The following is a 26626-nucleotide window of genomic DNA, read 5'->3' as shown; positions in this document are numbered from 1 at the left end:
AATTATGACAATATCCTCCAAAAACCACAAGCATAATCACTAGTAGTTTTAACAACAAACACGCAATTTTTTACGACAATTTAGTCAAAACTTTGTCGATTAGACCGTACTTTACAGCTTCATCTGGCGTCATCCAATAGTCACGCTCCATATCGAATTTAACCTTAGCCAACTTCTGACCGGTGTTTTTCGCCATAATCTTCGCTAGCATTTCCTTAACTTCCAAAGTTTCCTTCATGTCAATTTCCATGTCGGTCACTTTTCCGTGCGTTCCAGAAGACGGCTGATGAATCATAACCTTGGCATGCGGCAAGCAAAACCTCTTACCCTTAGCGCCAGAGCTGAGCAAAAACGCGCCCATGCTTGCCTGCAAACCAATTCCATACGTCGCCACATCGGGCTTAATAAAATTCATCGTATCATAAATTGCCATTCCATCATAAACGCTGCCGCCTGGACTATTGATATATAGCGAGATGTCCGCTTGCGGGTCAACATATGCCAAATGCAGTAATTGCGCCACTACACTGTTAGCGGTATGTTCGTTAACGTCTTCGCCAAGGAAAATAATTCTCTCATTCAACAATCTTGAATAGATATCAAAAGCACGCTCGCCGTCAGCCGACTTTTCAACGACAGTTGGAATGAGATATGATTTTGGCATATTTACCCTATTTCTTCGTGTTTAGTTCAACCAATTTAGCAACGGTCTTATCTGTAATCATTCGGTTGGCAATATCGCGGTGAACGTTTGGATTGTCAAATTGCTCTAATATTTTCTTATCTTTGCCGTATTGCTGCTTAAAGAAATTAATTTGTTCTTGGATCTCGTCACGAGAAGCGTCAATCTTCAATTCCTTCGACAATTCCGCCAATACCAAGCCAGCCTTAACGCGCTTTTCAGCCGCTGGACGAGCCTCTTTCTTTATCCACTCTTCTTTATCCTTGAAGCCCTGAGTCTTCAAATAGCTGTCCAAACTCAGTCCGCTATACATCAAATTCTGAGTCAAGTCACGCTCGATTGATCGCAATTGATCCTCAACCAAAAGTTCTGGCAGCGCGGCTTTACTTTTTTCCGTCAACTCACCAACCAGCGCGTCCTTAAATTTCTCATCAGCTTCACGCTCTTTTTGCGCGGTAAGTTCACGCTTGATGTCCGCTTTTACTTCTTTCATCTCTGTAAATGGACCACATTTTGCAGCAAATTCATCGTTTAGTTCTGGCAATTTCAATTCATTAACCTTGTGAAGTTTCACGGTAAACACAACGTCTTGACCTGCCAAATTCTCAGCGTGATAATCCTCTGGGAATTTCAGTTTCAAATCGAACTCTTCACCAGCCTTATGACCAATCACGCCTTCTTCAAATCCAGGAATGAATTGACCTTCACCAAGTTTCAAACCATATTCCTTAGCCGAACCGCCGTCAAACGCCACGCCGTCTTTCTTTCCCGTAAAGTCAATCACAGCCTCGTCGCCGAGCTTAGCGGCACGCTTGACCTCTGATTTTTCAGAATAGTTTTTACGGATTCGCTCAATAACCTCATTGACATCTTTATCCTCGACCTTAGCTGCTTCTTTTTTCGCTGTCAATTTTTTATAATCGCCCAATTTTACTGGCGGAATAACTTCAACTTCAGCCGTAAATTCCAACTCAGAACCAGGAACAAACTTCTTAACTTCAACGCTAGGTCGGTCTAGGGCTTGCAATTTCTCCTGTAAAAACGCCTCAGCTACTGCCTTTGACAAAGCATTCTCCAGAATCTGCTCTTGAAGCGCATTCGGATCAATGTGCTTAGCGGCTATGCTTGCGGGAACTTTTCCTTTGCGGAAACCTGGAACTTTGATATCGCGCGCCAACTTTGTCAAGGAAACCTGCTCTGCGTCAGCCAATTCGCTAGCGCCCAAAGAAATCGTCAATTGAACTTTAGTATCTGATAGTTTTTTTACAGTAGTCTTCATAAAGACTAATTATAACAGATATCAGACTATACCTCAAACAGAGCGTCTTCATCGCCATCATATCGACGATCTTTGACAATTGTCACAATTCGTTCAGCGCCAACTTTCTGCTCATCAGATTCCACCAAGTTTCGAACCGTGTATGCACCGCTAGCAATTTCATCCTCACCCACGAACACCGCAAACGGAATTTGCTTTTTCAACGCCGCTTTTATCTGCTTGTCAATCTTTCTACCAGTTATATCCAGCTCTGCTCGCACGCCTTCACTGCGCAATTTTCGCGCCAAATCGTCCGCGCCAGCCATAGATTCTTTTGACACCGGAATTATATACACATCTGTTTTAGACGCCAATTTAGGCAACAAGCCGTGTACTTCCAAAAATTGCTCCATCGTTGTCGCACCCATGCCGACGCCGACCGTAGCAATCGGTTCAACGCCAAATAGCCCGACCAATCCGTCATATCGTCCTCCGCCAAACAACGCTCGGTTATTCTCTGGCGAATTGTCAAACAGCTCAAAAACCATGCCCGTGTAATAGTCCAGTCCGCGCATCAAAGTAACATCAAACACTGCATTCGTAATGCCTTTTTGGCTAAGCAATTTCATCACTTCGCGAAGCTGCTTGACGCTTTCATCTTCCATCAATTCGCTCGGCAAATCATCAACAGACTTCATGCTGATCATTTTTGCTAACTTCGGCAGACCTTCTGACGCTTGATTGCCAAAAATCTCAATCGCCTGACGCTTAAATTCTTCGGCAGGAATCTTATTTTTCCTATCAAGCAACTTCATCATCATCGTCGAACCAACAATATCAAGCTTCAAAAATTGGCTCATCAAACGATTGATCAATTGGCGATTATTAACCCTGACCGTAAACATTTCTTGCTTGGCACCAAAATTCATCACGCTAGCGTGGCTCAGCTCAATAATCTCCGCGTCCGCCGCCGCGCCGTCCACGCCAAACAAATCCGCGTTTAATTGCCAAAACTCACGCTCACGCCCACGTTGCGGTCGTTCATAGCGCATAAAATTAGCAATTGAATACAGCCGCGCAGGCATCGCCAATTCCTGGCGCTTAGCCGCCACCATTCGAGAAATCGACGGCGTCATCTCAGGGCGAATTGCCACCATTCGACCGCCACGATCTTCAAAAGCGTATGTTTGCTCACCCGCCAATTCTTGACCCGACTTCGCCAGATAAATATCTAGCGGCTCCAGCAGCGGCGCGCCATATTCTTCATAGCCAAAACTCTCAACCGTCTTGTGCCAAACATTAAAAATATAATTCTGCAGACGCTTTTCCTCTGGAAAATAGTCTCGCGAACCTTTGTAACTTTGTGTAGATAAACTGCTCATGTTAGCTCCATTATGTCATTATTTCTTATTTATAGCAATCAAAAACGCCGAGGCAGAACTCGGCGCGTACAATCAAAAAATCAGAGTCCTACCTCGGCAACACGTGTGAATGATGGAATTTAGGTAAAATCATACGCTTATTGTAATAAATTTCATGCTTTTTGTAAAGTAGGAACTGACGGAGTTATTGCGAGAAATAATGGTGTATCATTAATTTATGGACAACATCACACATCGCATCGCCGAATCCATTCGCGCTAACGATTTTTCCACCTACCAGCGCGAGCGCTATCCTGCCATTCAAGAAGGCGAGTTTGTTCGCTTTACGGATGAGGATTTTCGTGGCATTGATTTCGACCAGTTTGTCATGGGCTTTTTCGTGTTTCAGAATTGTAATCTGGACAACGCAAAGCACATCTACGGGCAACCAATTTATTTTACCGATTCGTCGGTTCGGAATGTGGATTTTCGCGGCGTAAAAGCTATTATTGAAGCAAAAGACTGCGACTTCCGTGGTATGAAATATGACGAGGAAACGCAATTTATCTATGGTAGCGGGAAATTGGCAGCACGATCGCGTTTCATAAATTGTAAATTAGATGATGAAACTCGTGATTTTTTGAGCCAACAAGGCGTAGAAATCAACTAATTGTTTTCCGCCAGCACATTTTGCTGCAGCCAACAATACATCGCCACGGTAGCCGCCGCACCGACGTTTATGGAGCGAGTCGAACCAAACTGCTCAATCGCCACAATCTTATCCGCAGCGCCAGCCAGCTCCGCAGAAATCCCCGGCCCTTCTTGCCCAAACACCAAAACCGCGTGCTTTGGTAGCGACGTTTGCGACATATTAACACTTCCTGGGATATTATCAATCGCAATAATTTCCCTGCCTTCAGTCCGCATTTTCTCAACAAACTCTTCCGTCGTCGCCAGATACGTAATGTGAAGATATTTATCTGTCATCATGGCACCGCGCTTATTCCATTGCCTGCGCCCAATCACATAAATCTGCCGCACGCCAAACGCATTAGCGCTCCTGACAATTGTCCCCATATTAAAATCTCGCTCGGTATTTTCCAGCGCAATCACCAAACCGTGATCTTCAGAATCCAACTCATTTACAATCTCCGATTCGCTCCGACCCTTAAACTTATCAATGACATTTCTTTTATCTTCCATCTCTGTTATTTTATCAAAGTTCCTGAGCAAATAACAAAAGTTGAGAGTCTTCTATTGACTTAATTACCATAGAATGGTATAGGTAATATTAGTTTTCGTTGACGAGTTGAGCAAATCCTTGTCCGAAAACGTTCATTGACAAGTAGCCGAAACACAAGGCGAGTTTTTATTTCTTCTAAGAGCTTTAAAGAGATAAAATCTCGTCTTGTGCATAAAGAATGCGCATATATCACAGTGAGGGCGAGAAAACGCAGGAAGAGCAAAGACCGTGAATAAAAAGACCAATACGACGGCACTGGAGAATTTTCTTCGTCGAGCAACCGCGTCTGTCGAGGGGAAGAAATTAACCCTCGACTATATCCCGAAAGAAGGTATGATATCACACGCGATTGCCACTGATGTAGAGGTCAGGAAACTTCTTGACCAACTGAGGAGAGAAGCTATCGTGCTGGCGCAAGTAGCGCAAAGCCTTCTGGACCACACGGGGACAGAAGACTGACAACGCGGGATATATGATGAGTTGATCCACATTCTTTTTTATGGCTGCTTGTCATATATCCCCTGAAATCATTTTGAAATAGTCTCATTTGAGGCTGTTTTTATATATTCTATTGACTTTTTTACACAAGTGTGGTATAAATGAAAGTAGCTTTCGTTGATAAGTTGAGTAAATCCTTGTCCGAAAGTGAACTTTGACAGGCAATCGAACACAAGATGAGTTTTTATTTCTTTTTTAAAACCACCATAAGAGAGATAAGATCTCATCTTGTATTGTAAAGAACACAATACGTTGCACCCACGCAGATGAGAGAACAGAAAGATAGCACAATGTTTATCGATGTCTCTGACGATCTTTCCGCTACGACGAAAGACCTGAGTTCGAAATGGCACACCGCCATGGAGATTATCTGCAAGGACGAGTATATCCCCGTCCTTCAAGTAAGGCGATTCGTCCAAATGATTCGCGACACGTGTCAACGAGTGCAAGACCTCCAGGTCTATGCGAACATGTGTCTCGCGCAAGCCCCAGCCATCGTTGTAGGCGTCAACATCTACAACGATGCTGTACGCGTCTCTTCAGCCCTAGAGGAGCTGAAAATCTTCGTTGACAAGCACGTCGCCACCATGACGGACGAAGACCAGTTCAAGAGTATCTTGAGCGAGATTGATGATACTCTTCTGTGCTTGATGTACGCAGGAGAATCCATGCAACGAGAATACAGCCGCGACGAGGCCGTACTCAGCAATCCCTGGATTGACTGACGTTATATAGTCTACATGACGGGTGATTGTTCTTTTACGATTGCCTGTCATGTAGACTCTGAATTTACGACATTAAAAATCACCCTAACTACGGGTGATTTTCTTATGGTGAAAAATTTCAATTCTTGGTGCGGATGAAAGGACTTGAACCTTCACGTACTTGCGTACACTAGCACCTGAAGCTAGCGCGTCTACCAATTCCGCCACATCCGCATGGGCTACGCGTCAATTATAGCCCAATTTTCACCCAGTATCAAGCTTGATTGCGAAGCTTACACCACGCGTTTAATTCCGCCGCCAACTCCTTCGGCTGGGCCTCCGCTTTAATTCCTGGGTTAAAAATTCCAGCTGGATCAAAGATTTTTTTCACCTTTGCGTATAATTGTTTTTCATCATCTGGCAGATTTTTATAGATAAAGTTAGCCTTCAATCTTCCGTCACCACCAAAGCCCGCAAAAGAACCTTCATACTTATTAACAATCTGAGAAATTTCCGCTAACAACTGAAGAATCTTCTGGCGCTCACTTACCTTTTTACTGTCAAACGTCGGATGCAAAGAAATATAATCGCTTGAAAAGTCAACAAAAACTGGCAAATCCACGCCGTACTTAGGTTCCAGCGACTTCAACTCGCTAAGGAAACTGTCAATCTTTTCTGGCGCCATTAAAATCCCAGAAAATACGCGCGGCGTAATCATATGCGGCTCGCTTGGAGTTTCCGCCAAAGCCAAAACAGAATGCAAACTGAACAAATCCTGCTCTTCTAAATGTAGAGTTTTTATGTCAATCGCTTCTGATGATTCCAATTTTCTAGTCAATTTCTTCGCGGCTTTATTACGTGCTCTGTCAGAGAAGTCATCAAAGATAGCCAAGACTACCGCACCCTTAAAGCATTCTTTCGGCGCCCACTCAACCACTTTACCGACGACCGCAGCCTGACGAAAGAATCGCCCGTCGATTATTTCCACTGCCGAAGCCTTATTTTTCATCGCTAATTCCACGGCTGATTGCGCGTCTGACAACTTTTTATATGATGCGGCAACAACTGAATATTCCGGACGAATAAATTGCGCCTTCATAATAACTTCGCAAATCACACCCAGACTTCCCTGACTACCAATAAACAGCGGCGTCAAGTCAAACGACCCGTCTTTTTGCTTCACCTGAGAAATCCCGCTATAGCCAACTGTATCCGGCAAAGCTGGGTCCATTTGCGAAATCAGCTCGGCGTTATCTGAGATTAAATTATCAATCTCTCGATAAATCTCGCCCTCAAACGTCGATAATCCTTTTTTCTTGCTCAATTCGCGTCGAGATATGCGACCAGTCTGGATCACGTCGCCATTACTTAGGACAATTTCAAGTTGCTGAACGGCATCAGCAAAACGACCATGCGCGCCAGATAATATTCCAGACGGAGCTGTGTTAATTGCGCCACCAACCGTGCCTTCTTCCGCCACATACGAGGTTCGCGGCAAGCCCAAGCCTTTATGTGTAGACAAAGTTGCGTTGATCGCCGAAAGAGAAATTCCCGCTTGAGCATGAATCAGTTGCTGGCGAGGATCAATACCAACCACACGATTCATATACGTTTTTTCGTCAATTGCAATACCTTTATTCGTCGCTGCGCCAGTTTCATCATTGCCACAACCACGAACAAATACAGGTAAAACATGACCTTTCTCTGCTAATTGAGAACAAAATCGCATCACTTTCCTGATGTCGTTCATATTAGCCGCACGAACAATCATTTCTGGTCGGCGCACCAAAAGTCCATTGTCAGCTTCAACTTGACTCAATGCAAAATCCTGCGACGCGACTTCGCCACTAAGATGTTCATTCAAATATTTCGCAACTTTATTCATCAATCCTCCTTAGTATGCTACTTCAATTTTAACATAAGCGCGGACAGTTGATAAGTAGAATTTGTTTTGATATAATCGGGTTATGCGGATGTGGTGGAATTGGTAGACACGCATGCCTTAGGAGCATGTGCCTCACGGCGTGAAGGTTCAAGTCCTTTCATCCGCACCAAGAACTGAATTTTTTCACCATAAAGAAAATCACCCATGATCAGGGTGATTTTTAATGTCATAAGTTCAGAGTCTACATGACAGGCAATCGTAAAAGAACAATCACCTGCCATGCAGAGTAGAGAATCGCTAGGATTGCAGGTAATCACTGGAAATCTTCATGATATGGAGAAGGGTGTCATAGATTGTGACCTGAAGATCAGCCACTGAATTTGCCTCTTCTTCGTTTTCCATGGGGATGCTCCCCAATACCTCCTTAATGATTGCGAATGATAGTCTGGCTGATAGAGCCTCGTCGAAGACACCTTCTACGGTGTCTTTTGCGTCAAGCCCATCGGAATCAACCCCTTCTTTGTCACACTCCCCAAGGAAGTAGTAGTATACGAGATTTCCTAGACTCTCCGTATGATCCTGTACTGATTCAATAGAACTTCTGAAGCAGCGCTCCTTGACGGGATCTTCAAAACGGAAATCATTGAGGATATCATCGAGGACAGTGCGACGAATGTCCTTCCAAAATAGCCTGAGCAATTTGGTTGACATATTAAGGTGGAATACGTAGGTCTCGAATCGCGTGGACATGGTTTTCACCTTTCTTCTGGTGTTCTCATCTCTGCGGGTGTGCAGCGAAGTGTTGTTCTCTTAACAACACAAGATGAGATCTTAGTTCTCTTGGCATTCAGAAAAGAAATAAAAACTCATCTTGTGTTCGATTGCCTGTCAAAGTTCACTTTCGGACAAGGATTTACTCAACTTATCAACGAAAGCTACTTTCATTTATACCACACTTGTGTAAAAAAGTCAATATTATTAGGGTCTAGATTGTTTAACAAACCTCTCTGGCGTATCAATTAAGCCATCTCTGTTAATGTCTTCACCCTTCTCTGATAAATAATCTTTTATGGCGTCGATCAGTTTCGCCTCCGCTGAACTTATTTTTGCTGCAACCACTGCGCTAACTCCTTCCATACTACAGCTATCATGTCGGTCTTTTCATCGTCACTCATCTCAGCTATCGTCTTGTTTGCGCCATCAACTTTGAAATATTTATCGTAGTCACGACCATTCTCGCCGCGTGGTTCGCTGAGTAATTCGCCATACACTTTGTACGCAAACGTCTTGATTTCTAGTCCATCTAGATACGTAACCGTACGCTGAGTGTATGCCCCTCTGTCATCTTTAAGCAATTTTATTATGTTTTCTATGCCGATAGTATCAAGTGCGTACTTCGTATAAACCCCTGGAAAACCTTTGAGGCTTTTGATGAACAGTCCAGAATCCATAACAACCAGTGGGCTCTTTAGTAGTTCGTAGTATTTTTGAGCTTTATCAATGGATACTTCTTCTTGGCTATCTGATTGAATTTCCGGTACATCAGGTAGCTCCCTGTCGGGAGCTGTGAGTGTTAGACCCGCCCCCAATAATGCCTGGTTTGCTCCAGCTAATTTATATTTGTTGGTTGTGGCGTAGGTTATATTCATAAAGCCCCTCCTTTATTGAATTATTCTTTTCTTTGCCATACAGCTCTTGCATAAAAAACATTCTTCATTACCACTAGTACAGGAGTAAGTATCGTCTAGGGGAAAATTATTGGACTGAGCCCATAATACTAAATCGTTTTTTGTCACGTAGTCTTTGTATGGAAATAGCCCAGGTATCATCAATGGTGACATTACCTGCCAATCCCAATCATTAGTATTGGAACAGACCATGATCGTATCAGCAACGAGGGACAATAGACTCATATCTGGATATTCCGACCCCTCAGGAAGCACCTTTTCTGCGCCTATTATCACCGTTCGTATAGTCTCCTTGTTTACTCAACTTGTCAACAAAAGCTACTTTTGTTTATATCACACTTGTATAAAAAGTAAATAGGATATACTCGACGTAACTTGTCAGGACTTGAAACCTGAACTATAATTAGCTCACATCACGAGTTCGTTAAATAAAACGACAGATGTAATTGCGGGAAATTAGCTCAGTTGGCTAGAGCGCACGATTCACATTCGTGAGGTCACAGGTTCGAGCCCTGTATTTCCCACCATTTCACGTTAGGTATAAATATGGAATCTTTTTACGTTACGTCAACCCATCTTGACATAGATATGGCGACTGAACCTCATCCTTCTGGATTGGTTATATTCTCGCGAGAATTATCTACAAACGGGAAGCCGACTGGGCACATAATAGTATCTCCCGAGAACCATCATACAGATATATATTACGATTATCTTAAAAGGAATGAAGCTTTAGTAGCAGAACGTGAACGTTGGGGAGTAAAAAATCGACAAGGCAAGATTGTAAATTATTTCACCCGAACAGAACCTGCTTATGGAATGTATATACCCCAGTTAGACGACATGCCGGACTACCCCGAACTACTAATAGCCTGTACGAAGAATAAAAAAGCGAAGAGATTAGCCCACCAAGAATTAAAAGTAGACTCGGCGCAAGTTAAATTGGCGACGCAAGCTCTCGGTATAGTAATGGCTGATCTAGATATTTTACATAGTACTGACGGCAAAACTCGGCTGATAAATTTTCCAAAAGACCAACTTGACGAACAGCAAATTACAGTATATTAAAGTATTAAACACAACTTTCACTCTTTTTATTTTCCCCTTATCGTGGTAAAATTTTATATTAAGAGGAAGGTCTGTGCTAATATCAGACCATATTTTTATGAAGGACGCTAGCAAGATTCGAAACATTGCCATTATTGCCCACGTCGACCACGGCAAAACGACCATGGTTGACGGACTATTAAAGCAGTCGCGAACATTCCGCGACAACCAAGCCGAGATGAGCCAGGAATTGATTATGGATTCCGGCGATCAAGAGCACGAGCGCGGCATCACCATCACCGCCAAACAAACGTCAATTTTTTACGGCGACTACAAAATAAACATCATTGACACGCCAGGACACGCCGATTTCTCTGGCGAAGTTGAGCGAACCTTGAATATGGCTGACGGCGTTCTGCTAATCGTGGATGCGCAGGAAGGTCCGATGCCTCAGACCAAATTCGTATTAGCGAAGGCGCTTGAGCTGGGGCTGAAGCCTGTCGTGATTATCAATAAGATTGACAAGCCAGCCAGGCGAATTGCCGAAGTTGAAGATGAGTTGAGCGATCTGTTTTTGGAGCTAGCGACCGACGATTCTCAATTGCAATATCCAATTTATTACGCAATCGGACGTGACGGAAAATCATGGAAAGAAATTCCTGCAAACACCGACGAAGACGCAGATTTGACGCCAATTTTTGACGCGATTATTAACGACATTCCAGCGCCAGATGTGACGGAAGATGGCGCATTTCAATTGCTTGTTACCAGCTTGCAATATGACACATTTCAAGGAAAATACGCGATTGGGCGAATTGCTCGCGGATCTGTTAAGCGTGGCTTGCAAGTCAGTTTGATGAAAAATGGCGAAGTCGCGGGCTCTGCACGAATTGAGAAAGTTTTTGGCTATCGCGGCTTGAATCGCGAAGAACTTGACGAAGCTTTTGCTGGCGACATTGTGGCGCTGGTTGGCGTGGCTGACGCGCATATTGGTGATACGATTGCCGACAAAGAACAGCCTGAAGCGCTACCAACAATTGACATTGAAGCTCCGACTTTGAGCATGTACCTCGGACCAAACACCAGCCCAATGAAAGGTCGCGAGGGCGAGTTCACGACATCCAGGCAAATTGGCGACCGATTGAAGCGAGAGCTTGAAACCAACGTGGCGCTACGCGTTGAGGAAAACGGAATTGGCTTTACTATTTCTGGGCGTGGCGAATTGCACTTGAGTGTTTTGATTGAAACCATGCGACGCGAAGGCTTTGAGTTTGAAGTTGGACGACCGCAAGTTGTTACAATTACCGAGGACGGCGTCGAAAAAGAACCGATTGAAGAATTGCAAATTGAAGTCGGAAGCGAATTTATCGGTGCGATTAGCCAAGAGCTTGGCGCGCGACATGCTGAAATGAAATCCCAGGAAACGACCACCGCTGGTGCTGCTCGCCTGACTTACATTTTGCCGACGAGAGCGCTGATTGGTCTGCGCAACATTTTATTGACCGCCACCAGAGGTACGGTGATTATGAATTCCCTGCCTCACGGATATCAACCGCTTGGCGGTAAACTACCAAAAACCCGCAATGGAGTTTTGATCGCGTTTGAGGCTGGCACAACAACACCTTACGCCCTGCAAGCAGCCGAAGCCCGTGGCGAATTATTGGTCGGACCAGGAACAGAAGTTTACGCCGGAATGATTGTCGGAATCTATAATCGCCAAGAAGATATCGAAATCAACGTTTGTAAGGCTAAGCATTTGACTAACATGCGCTCCAAATCATCAGATGGAACTGTACAATTGACGCCATTTACGCAGTTTAGCTTGGAGCAATGTATCGACTTTATCGAAGATGATGAACTTTTGGAAGTTACGCCAAAATCATTACGACTTCGCAAGCGATATCTGGACGCAAACGAGCGAAAGCGCGCCGCGAAACAATAGTCGTGTAAACCATAAAAATAACCGCCCCGTAATGAGGCGGCTATTTTTAATGTGAGCATCAACTAATTGACAAGAGTTTCTTTGACTCGACGAGAAGCAAAGAAGTACAAGATTACCAATCCTTCTACTATTAGCATTGTAACGATTCCGGTGATAAATGCCGAAACCTCTACTCCCGATCTTCCAGATGCATATATAACTACCGCATTCGCAACGTTGCCCAATCCAGCCGTGGCGATCGTAGCAACAGCTAGCCACTTGCCAAGACGCTTCTGCATCGTTATGAACACAACTGCACAAATAGCTAAGACTACTAATATAGGTGAAAATATCAAAGAAATGACGTTTTCAGGCTGACTAAGATTCATTATCGCCTGGAAAAACACTGCTGTATTGACAAGGCTACCGATAACAAAACAAACAACAAAGAACATTAACCAACCCTTAACGCCCTTCAGAGATTCTGCCATCACGACATATTGCACTGGCGCTGCTTGAGGTTGTGCAAAATATTGCTGGCTGACTGGTTGCTGCTCATACGGTGTGTTCTGCGGTTGTGGTGCGGGACCGTATTGTGCGTTTGGATCAGGCTGTGGCGCATATTGCGGCTGCTGAGGTTCTTGTTTTGGCATATTAATTTCTCCTTTTAAGAATATTGGTAATGTCAATTATACCACATCCTTAATTTCCTCTGGTAAAAATCCTTTGTCGTGCTTAAAGCCAGCTTGCCATTTGTAGCCCTTGTTATAGCCCAAATCTTTCATCAATTTGGTCGGAGCATTCCTGAGATGTAACGGCACGGGAGAATTCGGATATTTACGTGCCAGTTCAAAAGCGCCGTGCATTAAATCGGTAATTTCACGCGATTTCTGACTACGAGCCAACGCAATAGCGCAATGGAATAAATTGTACTTCGCCTCCGGAAGACCGACGCGCTCAACAGCCTCAAACGTTGCAATTGCCAAACTCAGCGCACCATTACCCGCCAGCCCGATATCTTCCGACGCAAAAATCACCATTCGCCGAGCAATAAACTTCGGATCTTCGCCCGCGTCAATCATTCGCGCCAAATAATACGTCGCAGCCGTCGCGTCACTGCCCCGCAATGACTTGATAAAAGCGGAAATCACATCGTAATGCGAATCGCCTTTTTTATCATAGCCCGGAAGCCGCTTCTGAGCCGCCGCCTTAACCACTTCCGGCGTTACTTTTTCATTAAAACTCAGCGCCAATTCCAAATTGCCCAACGCCACCCTTGCATCGCCGTCCGATAATTCCGCCAAATAGTCCAGAGCTTTGGGCGAAACTTGCTTAGACTTTTTCAAGACTTTCAGCGCTCTTTTTAATACCGATATAATTTCGTCTTTTGTCAATCGCTGGAGAACCAAAACCCGTGAACGCGACAGCAGCGGCGTGATGACTTCAAAGCTCGGATTCTCGGTCGTCGCACCGATTAACGTAATTAGTCCACTCTCAACGTGCGGCAAAAACGCGTCTTGCTGCGCCTTATTAAAGCGATGAATTTCGTCAACGAATAGAATTGTCCTGAGTCCTAAATTCCAATTTTGACGAGCATGTTCAATCACTTGTTCAACGTCTTTTTTTCCGCTTGTAACTGCTGACAACTCAATAAACTCCGCCTTCACCTCACGTGCAATAATCCGCGCCAACGTCGTTTTTCCAGTTCCCGGCGGACCCCACAATATCAAACTAACCGGCTCGCCATTCTTAACAATCCTCCTCAATAACTCGCCCTCGCCAAGCAAATGACTCTGCCCTATCACCTCGTCCAGCGTCTGCGGTCTCATCTGTTCAGCCAGTGGCTGCCTACTATCACTCATACTTCCATTATATCGCGAAATCCATAAAGCCAAAAAGTCGTCCGCCGTTTACACTTTCCTCACACAAAATGCTACAATAGATCTATATAAATAGGAGGAAAAATGGGAGCATTTGTAGTAATAATCTTAGTATCTATCGGGCTTTATGTGCTTGGTGGCATTAAAATTGTCAATCAATATCAGCGCGGCGTGGTTTTAACACTTGGTCGATTTACTGGTGTTCGCGAACCAGGATTAAGAGTCGTCATTCCAGGATTGCAGACAATGATGTTGGTCGATATTCGTTCAACTCCAATTGACGTTCCAAAACAAGAAGTCATCACCAAAGACAACGTCACGGTCGGCGTTGATGCGGTGGTTTATTTCCGAGTCATCAACGCGCCAAAAGCCGTGCTGGAAACCACGAACTATATTTACGCGACTAGCCAATTTGCCCAAGCGGCATTACGCGACGTCACCGGTAACGTTGATATGGACGATTTGCTTGCCAAGCGCGAAGAAATTTCCCAGCAAATCAAGGAAATTGTTGATGCCGAAACTGACAAATGGGGCATCGATGTCGAGAACGTTAAGATTCAGAATATCGAACTTCCTGGTGACATGAAACGCGCTATGGCCAAACAAGCCGAGGCAGAACGTGAGCGCCGCGCCAACATCATCAACGCTGACGGCGAAAAAGCCGCAGCCGAAACATTAGCTCAGGCCGCAGAAATCCTAGCAAAAACCCAAGGCGCTATCAATCTGCGAACGTTGAACACCTTAGAGCGAATCTCTACAGAGCCAAGTCAAAAGACGATGATGCTGTTCCCTATCGAACTCATCGACGCAATTCGTGGCGGTAAGAAATAGAACATTTATCAATAAAATAAGCACTCTGTAATTTTACGGAGTGCTTTATAATTCCTGGTGGAATTTTACAACTCCGCTAGAACCTATTTTAGTACAAAATGTTAAAAACTGTGAGCCGCCACATGTTGCAAGTGACACGCCCTATATATTAAATAACCAGTAAAGAATGATTGTTATAACAGTAAATCCAGCAATCAGTGTATTTCTTATATTCTTGTTTTCAACGGCCCTAAACCCGTCCTCTGTAAGCCAATGCTTTTGAAAGTCTGCTTCAAAAAGTACATGGCAAACTCCCTGATAATTAACCACAAAGAGTGGTACTTTTCTAAAATTGTTCCTTTTCTTGCTATAAATCTTCAATACCTTAGTACGGTAATAATCAGAGCCTTTGTATTCGTAGAACAATGCTTTTTTATTAACAACAACTTTGTAGTACAAATAATCGCCTAGTTGTATATACTGGCGCGCGCCAGCCGAATCAACAACTTCCAATCCATTAACAAAAGTGGCAACATCATAATTTTCTGGTGCTGGTGACTCCTCTTTTTTATATTCTTTCTGCTTGCCATACTCCGCATGGCTTCGCTCATGCTTTTTATATGACCTATAAGCTATGCTCTCGTCATACGATTTCCGTTCTATAGGGTCGTTCAAAATTGAGTAGATAAACTGAAGTCTTTTGAAAAGTTCATCATCTTTTTCTGAACCTGTATCAGGATGATACTTGAAAGCAAGCTTTCTGTAAGCTTTTTTTATTTCATCTTGCGAAGCAGTAGGCTCAACGCCCAAGAACTCATAATAATTATCTGAATTAGCCACTAATTATTATCTCCAATAGCGGTAAACGTTATCAGTAAAATCGGAATAATTAACGATACGGCTATACTGATTAGCACCTTAAATACTGTGTGCATTTTTGTCTTGCCAGCAAGAACGTCTCTCTGTAGCTTTATTAAGTAGAAAATTACAACCGCAATTAAATACAAAAAGGCAAAGCTCCAAATGAGAGAACTAACACTGTTATTATGCGTACTGTCTGTATTGCCGCCTAAAAGGTCGCCCCAGTTGAAATTAGCAAAAAATGCTCCTATTGCGGGTATAGTCAAATAAATGAGGAATAAGAAAGATTGAACATATATGCTTATGGCTGGCGACAGCCATATATAGTGATACCATTTTATTCCTAATAACTTGCCCTTATCGTCCTCCTCAAATTTACCTACTAATTTTTGTCCTGTGTTAATACCAACAAACGTTAGGACGCCAGCACCAATAAACTGGAAAACAATAAAAGCCATGTATAAATTATCTTGTCTGATAACATCTCTCATGCGCACAAAGCTTTCGTGTAGTGCGTCATTCCTAAATATTGCAATAATCAGGAATAAAATGATAACATACCCAAAAATACCAACAATGGCATTAACCATGCTTATCGTGACTTTATCGCTTGCCCTGATTTTACGCGCCATGTGTGAATATGCGACACCGAATATAAAAGCAAGCCCACAGATAATGGCGAATTTGACAATGCTCCATAGCGGCTCATCAGTCCAAAATAAATTGCTAGGATTAAAATTCTTACCGAGATTAACAACACCCCTGTTATTAAGAATAGTAATAAACTTTCCTATAGCGTCTTGTAAAACAAGCCAGACAAGCAGATAGCACGCAATAAAATACTTGAGCTTAGCGTTAAAGTCTAGGCTTCTATTGAAAGTATCTCTTGCCATTTATTCATTAGCTCTTCCTGCACTCTCAGCTAAAGTCCCACCAATGATACGCGTGCCATACGTCAATATAACGTTAATTAGTAGTACGAAGAATATGCTCCAACGACCGTTAAATATCGCTGCCGCCATTCCGATAGGCACTACACCAATACCGCCTATGAATAGACCAATAATCACAGCTATCCAGCCCCAAAGTGTCAACGTAACCAGCAAGCCAATAATCCAAGTCTGCAAACCATAAACATACGATGATAGGAAAATGATGATACCTACAACACCACGAGCAACACCACGAGTTTTACGCGATATAGCCATCAGTAAAGCAATGACATTGATTGCAAACAATATACCTGTTAGCCAGCTGACAAACGGTAATATAGTCGCACCTACCGTTGCGCCTACTGTAAAGAACAATATTAGGGCGATGATACTACCCACAAAAAACGCTATGCCTAACAATACGCCACCGATGGATTTTAGTGTTTCCATGTAATCTCCTCTTTTATATTACATCGTGGCGAAATACAAAAAAGCCCGCCACGAGCGATAGCCGAAACTACCCGATACCGTTTCCAGTACCGACCATAGAGAAATAGCGACTCATGACGAGTTTTTATTTCTTCATGGTTTATGTGATAATTATACTATTTACACCGCATTTTTGCCATATCTAGCAAAAAGCACATCCGACCAGAAAAATCCGACCTTTTCATTTAAAAAATAAGGAATCGGCGGGGGTCTAAAAAGGTTTTTCTGGAGTGAAACGCAGCACGGCTTGTCGTGCTAGGCGGCGCGGCTCACAGTTTTTAACATTTTGTACTAAAATACTTTCTTGGTGCGGATGGGGAGAGTCGAACTCCCATCTCAACCTTGGGAAGGTCACATAATAGCCGCTATACGACACCCGCGTGCTCTCATTTTATCACGCTTGCACAATGCGGGCAATCTGTAGTATAATTGACAGTAGCAATCACCCGTGTGGCTCTTTAGCTCAGTTGGTAGAGCAGAGGCCTGAAGAGCCTTGTGTCCCCAGTTCAAGTCTGGGAGGAGCCACCAAGTATTGCATTTCATTCTCGGTTTTGTTACAATAAATCGTGAACCGCATGCGGGTATAGCTCAGTTGTTAGAGCGCTTCCTTGCCATGGAAGAGGCCAGGAGTTAGAGTCTCCTTACCCGCACCAATTTGATATTTAGCCATCCGAACGGGTGGTTTTTTCGTATGTTAATCCTTAGATAGCTAATTACATTTGACATAATACCCCCATGGGGTATATGATTATTTTATGGATACAGCAGACATCAAACGACGAGCCCTGCATCGCACAAAGATCATATTAGGACAAATGCGCGGACTCGAGAAACAAATTACCGACGACGCGTATTGCATGGATGTTTTAACCCAAAACCTAGCAATACAAAAGTCATTAGCGTCGCTTAATAAACTTATTCTGGAGCGACATCTCCGCACACACATTGCCGATAAAATGGCGTCCGGCGCCGAAGCTCAACAAAGTAAAGCGATAGAAGAATTGCTCAATCTATATGAATTAAATAATATAAGGACAAAATAATGAATCACGAATCTCACAACCATTGCAATACAAAAAATTCAACCAAACGTATGGCGCTAGCGGCAAGTTTGCACTGCCTGGCGGGATGTATGATTGGCGAGATGATTGGCGTTACCATCGGCACACACGCTGGATTTGCACCACACGCTACGGTCATTTTAGCGTCAGTCTTAGCTTTCATCTCCGGCTACACCGCATCAATCATACCATTAGTACGCGCCAAATTATCGCTCATAAAATCCTTAAAGTTAGTTTTCGCCGCCGACACATTATCCATACTGTCAATGACTGTCGTAGACAATATAATCATGTTAATCATTCCGGGCGCTATGGATAAGAACTTAGCTCATCCGATTTATTGGGTTAGCCGGCTAATTTGTATGTTCGCCGCGTTTGCCGTATCATATCCCGTCAATCTATATTTGTTACGTCGAGGCAAAGGTCACGCATTGACTCATCATTATCATCACATGTAATTTATTTGTTTTGATTTTCCCTATCATCTCGCTTATACTTAAATCATGAAAACTTGGCAAGATGTCGCCTCTCTTTATCAAATTTATCCGCGCAGTTTTCTGGATACGAATGGCGATGGAATTGGCGATTTGAACGGCATTACCGAGAAGCTGAATTATTTATCATGGCTGGGCATCGATTCGATTTGGATTTCCCCATTCTTCGTATCACCGCTGACCGACTTTGGTTATGATATCGCAAATTATCGAGCTATTGATCCGACTTTCGGAAAAATGCACGATTTCCAGACACTCCTTAAAAAAGCCCATGATCTCGACATTAAAGTTATGATCGACCTCGTTCCCTGCCACACTTCAGACCAACATCCGTGGTTTCAAGAATCCAGATCTTCACGCGACAACCCCAAGCGAGATTACTATATTTGGCGCGACGGAAAAGATGATAGCGAGCCTAACAATTGGCGAAGTTTGTCTGGCGGCAGTTCGTGGGAATTTGACGAGCACACTGGGCAATTTTACCTGCATTCGTTCCTGAAAACGCAGCCAGATCTGAATTGGGACAATCCTGCAGTGCGTGCTGAAATAAAAAGTATAGTGCGATTTTGGTTTAATGTGGGCGTCGATGGAATGCGCGTCGATGCAATTTGGGGAATTTCCAAAGATCCCGACTTTAAAGACGATTCTCCAAATCCTGACTTTTATGGCAATCCAAACGATTACGGAGCATTTATTCACGACCACTGTAAAATGGGACCGCATTTTCAGGAATATTTGCGAGAATTGGCGTCAGTTTGCGATGAATATGACGACAAGCAAATGGTGTTTGAATTTTATCCCGACGATAAGCTGGATGATATTTATCATCAATACAGCCAAATCCTGACAGTCCACCCGAAAGCCTCGGCGTTTTTTATGGAATATCGCGACAACGAATGGCACGCTAAAAATATTGAGAAAAAAATTGAGAATTATCTACAATCAGCAAGCTCAACCACGCCATTTTTCTGCATCGGAAATCACGATCAGCCGCGAGTCGCCTCCAGATTGGGCGAAGAACGCGCCCGCGCCCTCAGCTTCTTAAATCTCCTCACTCCAGGAATTAGCGTAGTTTATTACGGCGACGAAATTGGCATGATAAATGGAGAATTGACCGCTGATGACATTCAAGATAATTTTAGCCCCGCCAATTCTGTTGTTGATAGCCGAGATTTGGAACGCACGCCAATGCAATGGAATGATTCGCAATTTGCGGGCTTTTCAAGTGTAAAACCTTGGCTTCCTATTAATGATAATCACACGAAGATTAACGTTGATAGCGAAAAAATCGCAAACGATTCTCTGCTTAATATGCACCGAGGACTGCTAAAATTGCGCCAAGCTCTCCCGATTCTTAAGAATGGCAGCTTGAGTATTGTAGAAAACACCGGCAACGGATTTATTCTTGGATTAAAAAGAGAGCTATCCGGTCAACGTGCTTATATTTTCATCAATTTCGCAGACGAGAAACAAAGCTTTTCCACTCCAGAAAACGCCAAGATCATTGCCTCAACTCACTCTGTCGATTTAATTACCGCAGAAAATCTCCAAATGATAATTCCAGGATATTGCGGAGTTTTACTTATTGTCCAGTAATAAAAACACTCAACTAGAATAAGGTTCCATCTTCAGTATCGCACTCCTCTATGGGATAGAGACCCGCGCATTCAGTCGCCAACCTAGCCATATTCTCTTTAATTTCCTTGTCATTAGCAGCCTCGGTGAGAGCTTCTAAGTCTAGATAGCAATCATCACTGTTTTGGCTAGATTCTGCTGTATCGTTTTCTAACTCCTCGTCACTAACCTTATTAGCTTCTCTATAAGAGCCGAAGTTACTCAGATTATCGTTCAATATTACCTGTTGCGCGTTCGTGTTTGTTCCACTTGGTAAATAATCAATACACGGCATTTCTCTATATTCCTCCTCTTTTTACTTTACCTATAAACCATTATACGACACCACCAGATATAGTGGTAGAGTTAACTTCACAACACTATCAAACAACAGAACCCTTCGCTCCGCTCAATTAAACTATTGTTCGCTTAGCGACTGAGTTAGTGGGTGGCGGCTTTTCTTAAATTTATAGATACTCACGAGACTCACCCACCGACACAGCCGCTAATAGTTTATTGATGCCCTAATTGTTAAAGATCACTTTCTGACATATTTGCTTTGATTGTTCTAGCTAATCTCCGTCACTCCTATAATTCTCGCTATTGAGTCGGATTGAGCTATATCTTTCAATGCGGTCAGTGTAGTTGTTCTGTCTACAAGAGGTCATCAATTTCAGATTGCCAACCTCTTCAAACAGAAAAACCCGCTGGCTCTCTACTTCCAGCGGGTTTTGCTATACAACAAAAATCGTCCTGACAAACACCAGAACGACTTATAAGAATTTAATTTTCCAATCGTAGGAACTTGGTGAGGTGCGCCTCCCCATAACTACGACTGTCCACCACAACAGTTTTGTCTTGAACCGGCACCTCACCTATTCCTGGATGTGATAATATCATAGTTCCACCCGGTTTGAGTAGTCTCATTAGCTTAGAAACTGTGGAAAACTGTGGATTATGGTACGGCGGATCGGCAAAAATAATATCAAACTCCCCTGTTGAACTCGCACTTTCTAGCCAATTTACTATCGTTGTTTTTATTACAATAGATTTTTCTTCGACGCCCAAAATGCTTATGTTTTCAGCAATTACTCGCTGAGCGACTCGATCTCGCTCCACGAAAACCACCGACTCTGCGCCGCGACTTAATGCCTCTAGTCCAACAGCACCAGACCCCGCAAAAGCATCCAAAACCTGCGCGCCGCGTATTGATTCACCCAAAGAATTGAACATAGCTGAGCGCACTCGCTCACCCATAGGATGCGTCGTTGAGCCAGGCGGAGTTTTTATGAATCGTCCGCCAAATTCGCCAGAGATAATCCTAACTCTCACTTTTTTCTGCCTCAAGTTTCCAGATAGACGCCAACCAACCCAACATCACCGACTTTATAATAATCGGCATTAGCTCGTGATTTGTCTGCCAAGCAAGGTCCGTCGTCCAACCACTCTTGCTAAAATTGTCATACATTTTCATCGATGCCACGGCGTGAACTTGGTTCAAATAGTACTCACGATAGCCGTGATTTTTCACTTGCAATATCTCACCACTACTCGGAATTGCGTCCTTAAAACGCGGATACGATACCACGCTAGCCACGCCAGCCTCAAACGCCACGTGCGTTGTCATCATACCTTTGGCGCCCCAGAATTTCCAGTTGTTCTTAATCAACTCAATTCCATTGTCGCCCTTCATGAGATTTTTCTTCAAAATTGAGGTTCGCGTCTCCAATCCTTCACCGCCGCGAAGTTCCGCCATAGCTTGTTCCAGAGGAAAATGATGAGCCGGAGTCAAACCGTCGGTAATCGCGTGCGCCATCCACGCCGCCTCAAACGCTGCTCGCTCGGAATTGTTTGTTCGTAGAGCCTCGACTAAATTGCCAATATGTCCGTCAATCATCTCCAAAAGTGCAGTGTCATTCGGATTGTCCGGATTTATAAAATGCCACGGCTCGTCCACGGCCGGACTCTTTCGCTTGACGCCGTCAGGACCATTCTTGCCCTCAAAATGAAGAATGTTTTTAATGTCAGGAAAATCACACCAATCAGGAAGAATTGGTTTTATATTTCTCCTTGCGACTCGATCTATTTTTTGGTGGACGCCAATAAATCGACCAGAGCCATCCCTAATTGTTGTTCCTGCATACATATTAATTTAAAACAGTTAATCGCTGATAGCGACTGACGGCATGCGCCAGATGATTATATTGTAGCAAATCTTGCCCCTCTTTGACAAAACGTTCGGCTTCGGCTTGAGCGCGAGCAATTAGCGCCGTATCCGCCAGCGAGGCAATTTTCAAGTTCAAATCCCCGTGTTGCATTTTTCCGTAAATCTCGCCAGGTCCACGCAATTTCAAATCAACCTCCGCCAAATAAAACCCATCTTGCGACTTCTCAATCTCTCGAAGTCGTTGACTCGGCTTATCATGGCCGCTCATCATCAAATGACAAAAACTCTGATGCTTCCCGCGCCCAACTCGTCCGCGCAATTGATGCAACTGACTCAGTCCGAAATTGTCCGCATTTTCAATCAGCATCACTGTCGCATTCGGCACATTCACACCAACCTCAACCACAGTCGTACTCACCAACATATCCAGCTCGCCGTCCGCAAATTTCTGCATCACTTCAGCTTTTTCTTCAGCAGGAAGCTTTCCGTGCAACAGCTCAACTCGACGATGACTAAAAACAGTCTTGGACAATTTATTATATTCCGCTTCCACCGATTTTTTATCATTGTCTGGATTATCATCAATCAACGGACAAATAACGTAAGCTTGGCGACCTTTGGCTAACTCATTTTCAATCGATTCGTAAAGCTTCGGAGCTGATGCTGGCGACCAAATCTTAGTCTGAATTGGCTGGCGACCAGAGGGCAACTCGTCCAGAATAGAAATATCCAATTCTCCGTACAATGTCAGCGCCAAGCTGCGCGGAATCGGCGTGGCTGTCATACTTAAAAGATGCGGCATAAAATCAGACTTTTCCAATAAAGCTTGTCGTTGCTTTACGCCAAATCGGTGCTGTTCGTCAATCACCGCGAAACCTAATTTATGATACGCAACTTTTTCCTGAATTAGCGCGTGCGTGCCAACCACAACATCAATGTCGCCGCTAGCTAAATTGTCCAATAATCGACTGCGCGCCGCACCTTTCACGTGACCCGTCAGAAGCGCAACCGACACGCCAAATGGCGACAATAACTCGTCCAGCGTTTTCGCGTGTTGCTGCGCCAAAATCTCCGTCGGCGCCATAATTGCCGTTTGAAAACCAGCCTTCGCCACTTCTGCTGCCACCAATCCCGCAACGACGGTTTTTCCCGAGCCAACATCCCCTTGCAACAATCGATTCATCGGATGATCAGACTCCAAATCTTGCAGAATTTGCCACGCAGCTCGGCGCTGAGCGTTCGTCAAAGGAAACGGCAATTGATCGACGAAACTCTTCACGACCGACTTATTAAACGGAATTTTCCAGCCTGTTAATCTGGTTTGTTCTTGCTTGTTAAATTGTGCCGCCAATATCATCTCGAACAACTCCTCAAACGCCAGGCGCTCACGACCTCGAGAAATTTCCTCGTGAGTTTTTGGCGCGTGAAGAAATTTAACCGCCTCAGATCGACTAACCAATTTTTGGCGCCGAATAATGTTTTCCGGCAAAGTCTCGGGCAAAAAATCCATAATCGGACGAATATTTTTCATCAAATCTTGCACAGTTTTTGGGCGGATATTTTTGATCGATTTATAAACTGGCTGAATTCCAGAATTATTTTCCGCAGCAGTTTTGGCAATTTCTTTTGCCAGCTCGACGGACGGATTATTGATTTGATAGCGATTATATTGCATACCAAATTGACCAGAAAAAATAAATTCTGCATCAGATTTTAATTGCGTTTCGCGGTACGGTTGATTGAACCAAACCGCCTTAACTTTGCCCGATTTATCCGCCAAAACCGCGGTCGTGATCCTAAGTCCACGCCGAACAATACGCGTCGAAACCGACTCGCAGCGCGCCTTAACCGTAACTTTTCCCGGCTGAAGATCTGCGATATTAACCGCGGTTGAATAATCGTCATACGCTCGTGGTAAAAAATCCAAAGCGTCGGAAATCGTTTTAAGACCAGCCGCCGCTAGAGCCTGAGCAGTTTTCGGCCCGACGCCTTTAATTTGCTCAAGAGGAGTTGTTAATTTCATCTACGAAACGGCGTTAATGCCTTCCAGAGCGTAAGCCGTATCCTCCCAGCCTCTCACGCCGATTGAATCTACACCCATTTGCTTCACTGGAAAATCATTGCCACCTTCTTCAATTTTGTCACCAAAGAACAGCGTTTCTTCTTTCGACCAGCCGTTCAATTCAAGCAGCCTGCCAATCCCATAAGCCTTATCAATTCCCGGAAGTGTAATGTCAGTGCTGGTCGTACCGCCAATTCGCACCTCAAGCCCAGGCAGCTTCTCCGCCACCTTGTCGCGATATATCGGACGGACATCCTTATATTTTTCAGCCCACGCATATTTATCTTCAGGTGTAGCTTGCTGCCCCAAAGCCGACATAGTAATCTGGCTATGTCGATCTTCAATTATTTCACCCGCAGGATTTTCGCACCAAATACCCATTTCCTTCGCGACTTCTTCCAGCGCTGCAGTTATCTGAGTTTTTTGTTCGTCAGACAAATCGTTCGCATACTGAATTTTCCATTCATCATCGGCGGCATCAAATCGATAATATCGAGTACCGCAAGTCGGCATCGCGTGAAACTTCTGAAGCAACTCTGGAGTAACGTTCAGCCTATCAATCACCTGCTTCTTTATCTGTTGAAACGTGCCGCCAGTAATCACACAAACGTCATAATTCTCAAGTAATCGACTAAGAATTCCAGCCATACGGTCGCTAATTGGCGACTTTGTAATTGCTAGCGTATCGTCCAAATCAAAACCGATAATTTTTTTCATTATTCATCCCCTTCCATAATTAATACAAATGTGTTTTTACCCTTCTTCAGTAGCGACGTGTCATTGACGACTTTATTTTCGGCAAGCTTTTCGCCGTTTAGGCTAATGGCGCCAGATTTTAACAATCGCTTTGCTTCGCCGTTAGAGCCAACTGCACCGGATTCTACCAACGCTCCAATCACATCAATTCCAGCATCAACGCAAGGAATTTCTTCAGCCAAAGCACCTAAATCATCGTCCGACAATTTCTTAAAATCGCCGCCACCAAACAACACTTCGTTCACACGCTCAACAGATTCACGACGCGCGCTACCGTGGACAATGTCAGTAACTTCACGAGCCAAAACCTTCTGTGCCGAACGCGCACCTGGATTAACAGCGTGATTTTCAGCAATAGCTTCAATTGTATCGCGGTCTAGCGTAGTGTACATCTTCATATAGTCAATCACACCATCGTCATCGACGTTCAGCCAGAATTGATAGAATTTGTAAACGCTGGTTTTATTTTCATCAAGCCAAATTGCACCGCCCTCAGACTTGCCAAACTTACGGCCAGTTGCTTTATTGATGACCAACGGCACTGAGTAAACGTGCGCTTCGCTGCCCTCTAGCTTGCGGATAAGGCTAACGCCAGTCGTCGAGTTTCCCCACTGATCAGCGCCGCACACCTGTAGCGTAACACCGTGCTCTCGGAATAAGTGCAAGAAGTCATAGCCCTGCATTAATGAGTAGCTAAATTCAGCATAGCTAATACCACTGCCGCCCTCGCCGATGCGCGATTGGACAAACTCGCGATCAAGCAGCTGTGTCATTGACATATATTTACCAACTTTATATAAGAAATCAATGTAGTTTATATTACGAAACCAATCAGCATTATTAACCAGATGAAAATCACGCCCCTCAAAAACGCGCCTGTACTGAGCCGAAATACACTCCACGTTGTGTGCAACTACATTAGCATCGCGAACTTCGCGCTCGTCCTTCTTACCATCCGGATCGCCAATCATACCAGTAGCCCCACCCACCAGCAAATATGCTTCGTGTCCATACTCCATAAATAGCCGTACCATCATCGCTGCTGCCAAATTACCAATCTGCATACTATCAGCGCTTGGGTCAACGCCAAAATAGAACTTGCGCGGCGTATCAACCTTGCTAATATCGTCGAATGTCATTTGATTGACAAACCCACGCCATTGTAATTCTTCTGATAATTTCATATCACTCCTTTTCTATATATTAGTATAGC

The 26626-nt window shown here is 44.0% G+C and carries 29 protein-coding genes and 6 tRNA genes; 13 read left to right on the top strand and 22 right to left on the bottom strand.

The features are described from left to right. Positions 1–70 precede the first annotated feature (70 nt). From LRM42_RS00810 to hisS, 3 genes are read right to left on the bottom strand one after another with little or no spacing between them, the layout of a single operon-like run. A complete protein-coding gene (locus tag LRM42_RS00810) occupies positions 71–664 on the bottom strand; it encodes an ATP-dependent Clp protease proteolytic subunit (RefSeq protein ID WP_243816391.1) in 594 nt (197 codons plus the stop codon). 7 nt (positions 665–671) lie between these two features. Beyond that, positions 672–1961, bottom strand: a complete 1290-nt coding sequence (tig, locus tag LRM42_RS00805; RefSeq protein ID WP_243816390.1) for a trigger factor — start codon at positions 1959–1961, stop codon at positions 672–674. Positions 1962–1987: 26 nt separating this feature from the next. Further along, positions 1988–3322: a histidine--tRNA ligase gene (hisS, locus tag LRM42_RS00800; RefSeq protein WP_129743768.1), complete on the bottom strand. Its 1335-nt coding sequence runs from the start codon at positions 3320–3322 to the stop codon at positions 1988–1990. Positions 3323–3539: 217 nt separating this feature from the next. Here hisS and LRM42_RS00795 point away from each other — a divergent pair, with 217 nt between their 5' ends. Further along, positions 3540–3971, top strand: coding sequence for a hypothetical protein (locus tag LRM42_RS00795; RefSeq protein ID WP_243816389.1), 432 nt, complete (start codon positions 3540–3542; stop codon positions 3969–3971). Here LRM42_RS00795 and LRM42_RS00790 read toward each other — a convergent pair. Next, complete coding sequence (locus LRM42_RS00790) at positions 3968–4504, bottom strand: TrmH family RNA methyltransferase (RefSeq protein ID WP_243816388.1); 537 nt, start codon at positions 4502–4504, stop codon at positions 3968–3970. The genes LRM42_RS00795 and LRM42_RS00790 overlap by 4 nt on opposite strands. A 268-nt stretch (positions 4505–4772) precedes the next feature. Here LRM42_RS00790 and LRM42_RS00785 point away from each other — a divergent pair, with 268 nt between their 5' ends. Together LRM42_RS00785 and LRM42_RS00780 are read left to right on the top strand one after the other, a co-directional pair. Beyond that, positions 4773–5003: a hypothetical protein gene (locus LRM42_RS00785; RefSeq protein ID WP_243813011.1), complete on the top strand. Its 231-nt coding sequence runs from the start codon at positions 4773–4775 to the stop codon at positions 5001–5003. 305 nt (positions 5004–5308) lie between these two features. After that, positions 5309–5767, top strand: coding sequence for a hypothetical protein (locus LRM42_RS00780; protein ID WP_243813012.1), 459 nt, complete (start codon positions 5309–5311; stop codon positions 5765–5767). Positions 5768–5893: 126 nt separating this feature from the next. Here the strand turns inward: LRM42_RS00780 and LRM42_RS00775 are convergent. Both LRM42_RS00775 and LRM42_RS00770 read right to left on the bottom strand, forming a co-directional pair. Next, positions 5894–5980, bottom strand: a tRNA-Leu gene (locus tag LRM42_RS00775). 40 nt (positions 5981–6020) lie between these two features. After that, positions 6021–7631, bottom strand: coding sequence for an FAD-binding oxidoreductase (locus tag LRM42_RS00770; protein ID WP_243816387.1), 1611 nt, complete (start codon positions 7629–7631; stop codon positions 6021–6023). Between the two features lie 84 nt (positions 7632–7715). Here LRM42_RS00770 and LRM42_RS00765 point away from each other — a divergent pair. After that, positions 7716–7800 (top strand) — tRNA-Leu (locus LRM42_RS00765). Positions 7801–7928: 128 nt separating this feature from the next. On the opposite strand, the gene LRM42_RS00760 is transcribed toward LRM42_RS00765, so the two are convergent. The 4 genes from LRM42_RS00760 to LRM42_RS03975 all read right to left on the bottom strand — a co-directional run bounded on the left by LRM42_RS00760 (position 7929) and on the right by LRM42_RS03975 (position 9604). Next, positions 7929–8342 carry a hypothetical protein gene (locus LRM42_RS00760; RefSeq protein WP_243816386.1) on the bottom strand — a complete coding sequence of 138 codons (414 nt, stop codon included), beginning with the start codon at positions 8340–8342 and terminating at the stop codon, positions 7929–7931. A 267-nt stretch (positions 8343–8609) separates the two neighbouring features. Then, positions 8610–8750 (bottom strand): hypothetical protein, encoded by a 141-nt coding sequence (locus LRM42_RS00755; protein ID WP_243809246.1) that lies wholly within the window; start codon positions 8748–8750, stop codon positions 8610–8612. Continuing rightward, the gene (locus LRM42_RS00750; protein ID WP_243809243.1) at positions 8732–9280 is read right to left on the bottom strand and encodes a non-canonical purine NTP pyrophosphatase; all 549 of its coding nucleotides are present in this window, start codon (positions 9278–9280) and stop codon (positions 8732–8734) included. The genes LRM42_RS00755 and LRM42_RS00750 overlap by 19 nt, the downstream gene beginning before the upstream one ends. Positions 9281–9292: 12 nt before the next feature. Beyond that, a complete protein-coding gene (locus tag LRM42_RS03975) occupies positions 9293–9604 on the bottom strand; it encodes a 7-cyano-7-deazaguanine synthase (protein ID WP_445083037.1) in 312 nt (103 codons plus the stop codon). A gap of 165 nt (positions 9605–9769) precedes the next feature. On the opposite strand from LRM42_RS03975, the gene LRM42_RS00745 reads away from it, so the two are divergent. From LRM42_RS00745 to typA, 3 genes are all read left to right on the top strand, one after another. Continuing rightward, a tRNA-Val gene (locus tag LRM42_RS00745) sits at positions 9770–9846 on the top strand. A gap of 19 nt (positions 9847–9865) precedes the next feature. Further along, positions 9866–10387 (top strand): hypothetical protein, encoded by a 522-nt coding sequence (locus LRM42_RS00740; RefSeq protein WP_243816385.1) that lies wholly within the window; start codon positions 9866–9868, stop codon positions 10385–10387. 97 nt (positions 10388–10484) lie between these two features. After that, positions 10485–12308, top strand: a complete 1824-nt coding sequence (gene typA, locus LRM42_RS00735; protein ID WP_129744899.1) for a translational GTPase TypA — start codon at positions 10485–10487, stop codon at positions 12306–12308. Positions 12309–12370: 62 nt separating this feature from the next. Here typA and LRM42_RS00730 read toward each other — a convergent pair whose 3' ends face one another. Beyond that, entirely contained in the window at positions 12371–12940 is a 570-nt protein-coding gene (locus LRM42_RS00730) for a hypothetical protein (RefSeq protein ID WP_146423587.1), read from the bottom strand. A gap of 36 nt (positions 12941–12976) precedes the next feature. Next, positions 12977–14149 (bottom strand): replication-associated recombination protein A, encoded by a 1173-nt coding sequence (locus tag LRM42_RS00725; protein ID WP_243816384.1) that lies wholly within the window; start codon positions 14147–14149, stop codon positions 12977–12979. A 102-nt stretch (positions 14150–14251) separates the two neighbouring features. Here LRM42_RS00725 and LRM42_RS00720 point away from each other — a divergent pair, with 102 nt between their 5' ends. Next, a complete protein-coding gene (locus LRM42_RS00720) occupies positions 14252–14998 on the top strand; it encodes a slipin family protein (RefSeq protein ID WP_129743970.1) in 747 nt (248 codons plus the stop codon). A gap of 141 nt (positions 14999–15139) precedes the next feature. Here LRM42_RS00720 and LRM42_RS00715 read toward each other — a convergent pair whose 3' ends face one another. The 4 genes from LRM42_RS00715 to LRM42_RS00700 form a co-directional block, all read right to left on the bottom strand. Next, entirely contained in the window at positions 15140–15817 is a 678-nt protein-coding gene (locus LRM42_RS00715; RefSeq protein WP_243816383.1) for a J domain-containing protein, read from the bottom strand. Continuing rightward, positions 15817–16731: a hypothetical protein gene (locus tag LRM42_RS00710; protein WP_243816382.1), complete on the bottom strand. Its 915-nt coding sequence runs from the start codon at positions 16729–16731 to the stop codon at positions 15817–15819. Before LRM42_RS00710 ends, LRM42_RS00715 begins: the two co-directional genes overlap by 1 nt. After that, entirely contained in the window at positions 16732–17220 is a 489-nt protein-coding gene (locus LRM42_RS00705) for a hypothetical protein (protein WP_243816381.1), read from the bottom strand. A gap of 344 nt (positions 17221–17564) precedes the next feature. After that, positions 17565–17639 (bottom strand) — tRNA-Gly (locus tag LRM42_RS00700). A gap of 72 nt (positions 17640–17711) precedes the next feature. On the opposite strand from LRM42_RS00700, the gene LRM42_RS00695 reads away from it, so the two are divergent. The 5 genes from LRM42_RS00695 to LRM42_RS00675 all read left to right on the top strand — a co-directional run bounded on the left by LRM42_RS00695 (position 17712) and on the right by LRM42_RS00675 (position 20410). Continuing rightward, a tRNA-Phe gene (locus LRM42_RS00695) sits at positions 17712–17787 on the top strand. A gap of 49 nt (positions 17788–17836) precedes the next feature. After that, a tRNA-Gly gene (locus tag LRM42_RS00690) sits at positions 17837–17912 on the top strand. Between the two features lie 102 nt (positions 17913–18014). Beyond that, complete coding sequence (locus tag LRM42_RS00685) at positions 18015–18302, top strand: metal-sensitive transcriptional regulator (protein ID WP_243816380.1); 288 nt, start codon at positions 18015–18017, stop codon at positions 18300–18302. Beyond that, on the top strand, positions 18302–18778 hold the full coding sequence (locus tag LRM42_RS00680) for a DUF4396 domain-containing protein (protein WP_243816379.1): 477 nt from the start codon (positions 18302–18304) through the stop codon (positions 18776–18778). Before LRM42_RS00685 ends, LRM42_RS00680 begins: the two co-directional genes overlap by 1 nt. Before the next feature lie 45 nt (positions 18779–18823). After that, a complete protein-coding gene (locus LRM42_RS00675; protein WP_243816378.1) occupies positions 18824–20410 on the top strand; it encodes an alpha-amylase family glycosyl hydrolase in 1587 nt (528 codons plus the stop codon). A 13-nt stretch (positions 20411–20423) separates the two neighbouring features. Here LRM42_RS00675 and LRM42_RS00670 read toward each other — a convergent pair whose 3' ends face one another. The 6 genes from LRM42_RS00670 to tyrS form a co-directional block, all read right to left on the bottom strand. Next, positions 20424–20723 (bottom strand): hypothetical protein, encoded by a 300-nt coding sequence (locus LRM42_RS00670; protein ID WP_129744853.1) that lies wholly within the window; start codon positions 20721–20723, stop codon positions 20424–20426. Positions 20724–21211: 488 nt separating this feature from the next. Then, the gene (rsmD, locus tag LRM42_RS00665) at positions 21212–21760 is read right to left on the bottom strand and encodes a 16S rRNA (guanine(966)-N(2))-methyltransferase RsmD (RefSeq protein WP_243816377.1); all 549 of its coding nucleotides are present in this window, start codon (positions 21758–21760) and stop codon (positions 21212–21214) included. Further along, the gene (locus LRM42_RS00660) at positions 21750–22574 is read right to left on the bottom strand and encodes a phospholipase C/P1 nuclease family protein (RefSeq protein ID WP_243816376.1); all 825 of its coding nucleotides are present in this window, start codon (positions 22572–22574) and stop codon (positions 21750–21752) included. Before LRM42_RS00660 ends, rsmD begins: the two co-directional genes overlap by 11 nt. A gap of 1 nt (position 22575) precedes the next feature. Continuing rightward, complete coding sequence (gene recG, locus LRM42_RS00655; RefSeq protein WP_243816375.1) at positions 22576–24618, bottom strand: ATP-dependent DNA helicase RecG; 2043 nt, start codon at positions 24616–24618, stop codon at positions 22576–22578. After that, positions 24619–25374: an HAD-IIB family hydrolase gene (locus LRM42_RS00650; protein WP_178142960.1), complete on the bottom strand. Its 756-nt coding sequence runs from the start codon at positions 25372–25374 to the stop codon at positions 24619–24621. After that, positions 25374–26597, bottom strand: a complete 1224-nt coding sequence (tyrS, locus tag LRM42_RS00645) for a tyrosine--tRNA ligase (RefSeq protein WP_243816374.1) — start codon at positions 26595–26597, stop codon at positions 25374–25376. The genes LRM42_RS00650 and tyrS overlap by 1 nt, the downstream gene beginning before the upstream one ends. Positions 26598–26626: the final 29 nt, after the last annotated feature.

It is taken from the genome of Candidatus Nanosynbacter sp. TM7-075 (genome assembly GCF_022828255.1).
Taxonomy (GTDB): domain Bacteria; phylum Patescibacteriota; class Saccharimonadia; order Saccharimonadales; family Saccharimonadaceae; genus Nanosynbacter.
Note: the sequence above shows the minus strand (reverse complement) of the source record. Positions and strands in the feature narration are given on the sequence as shown.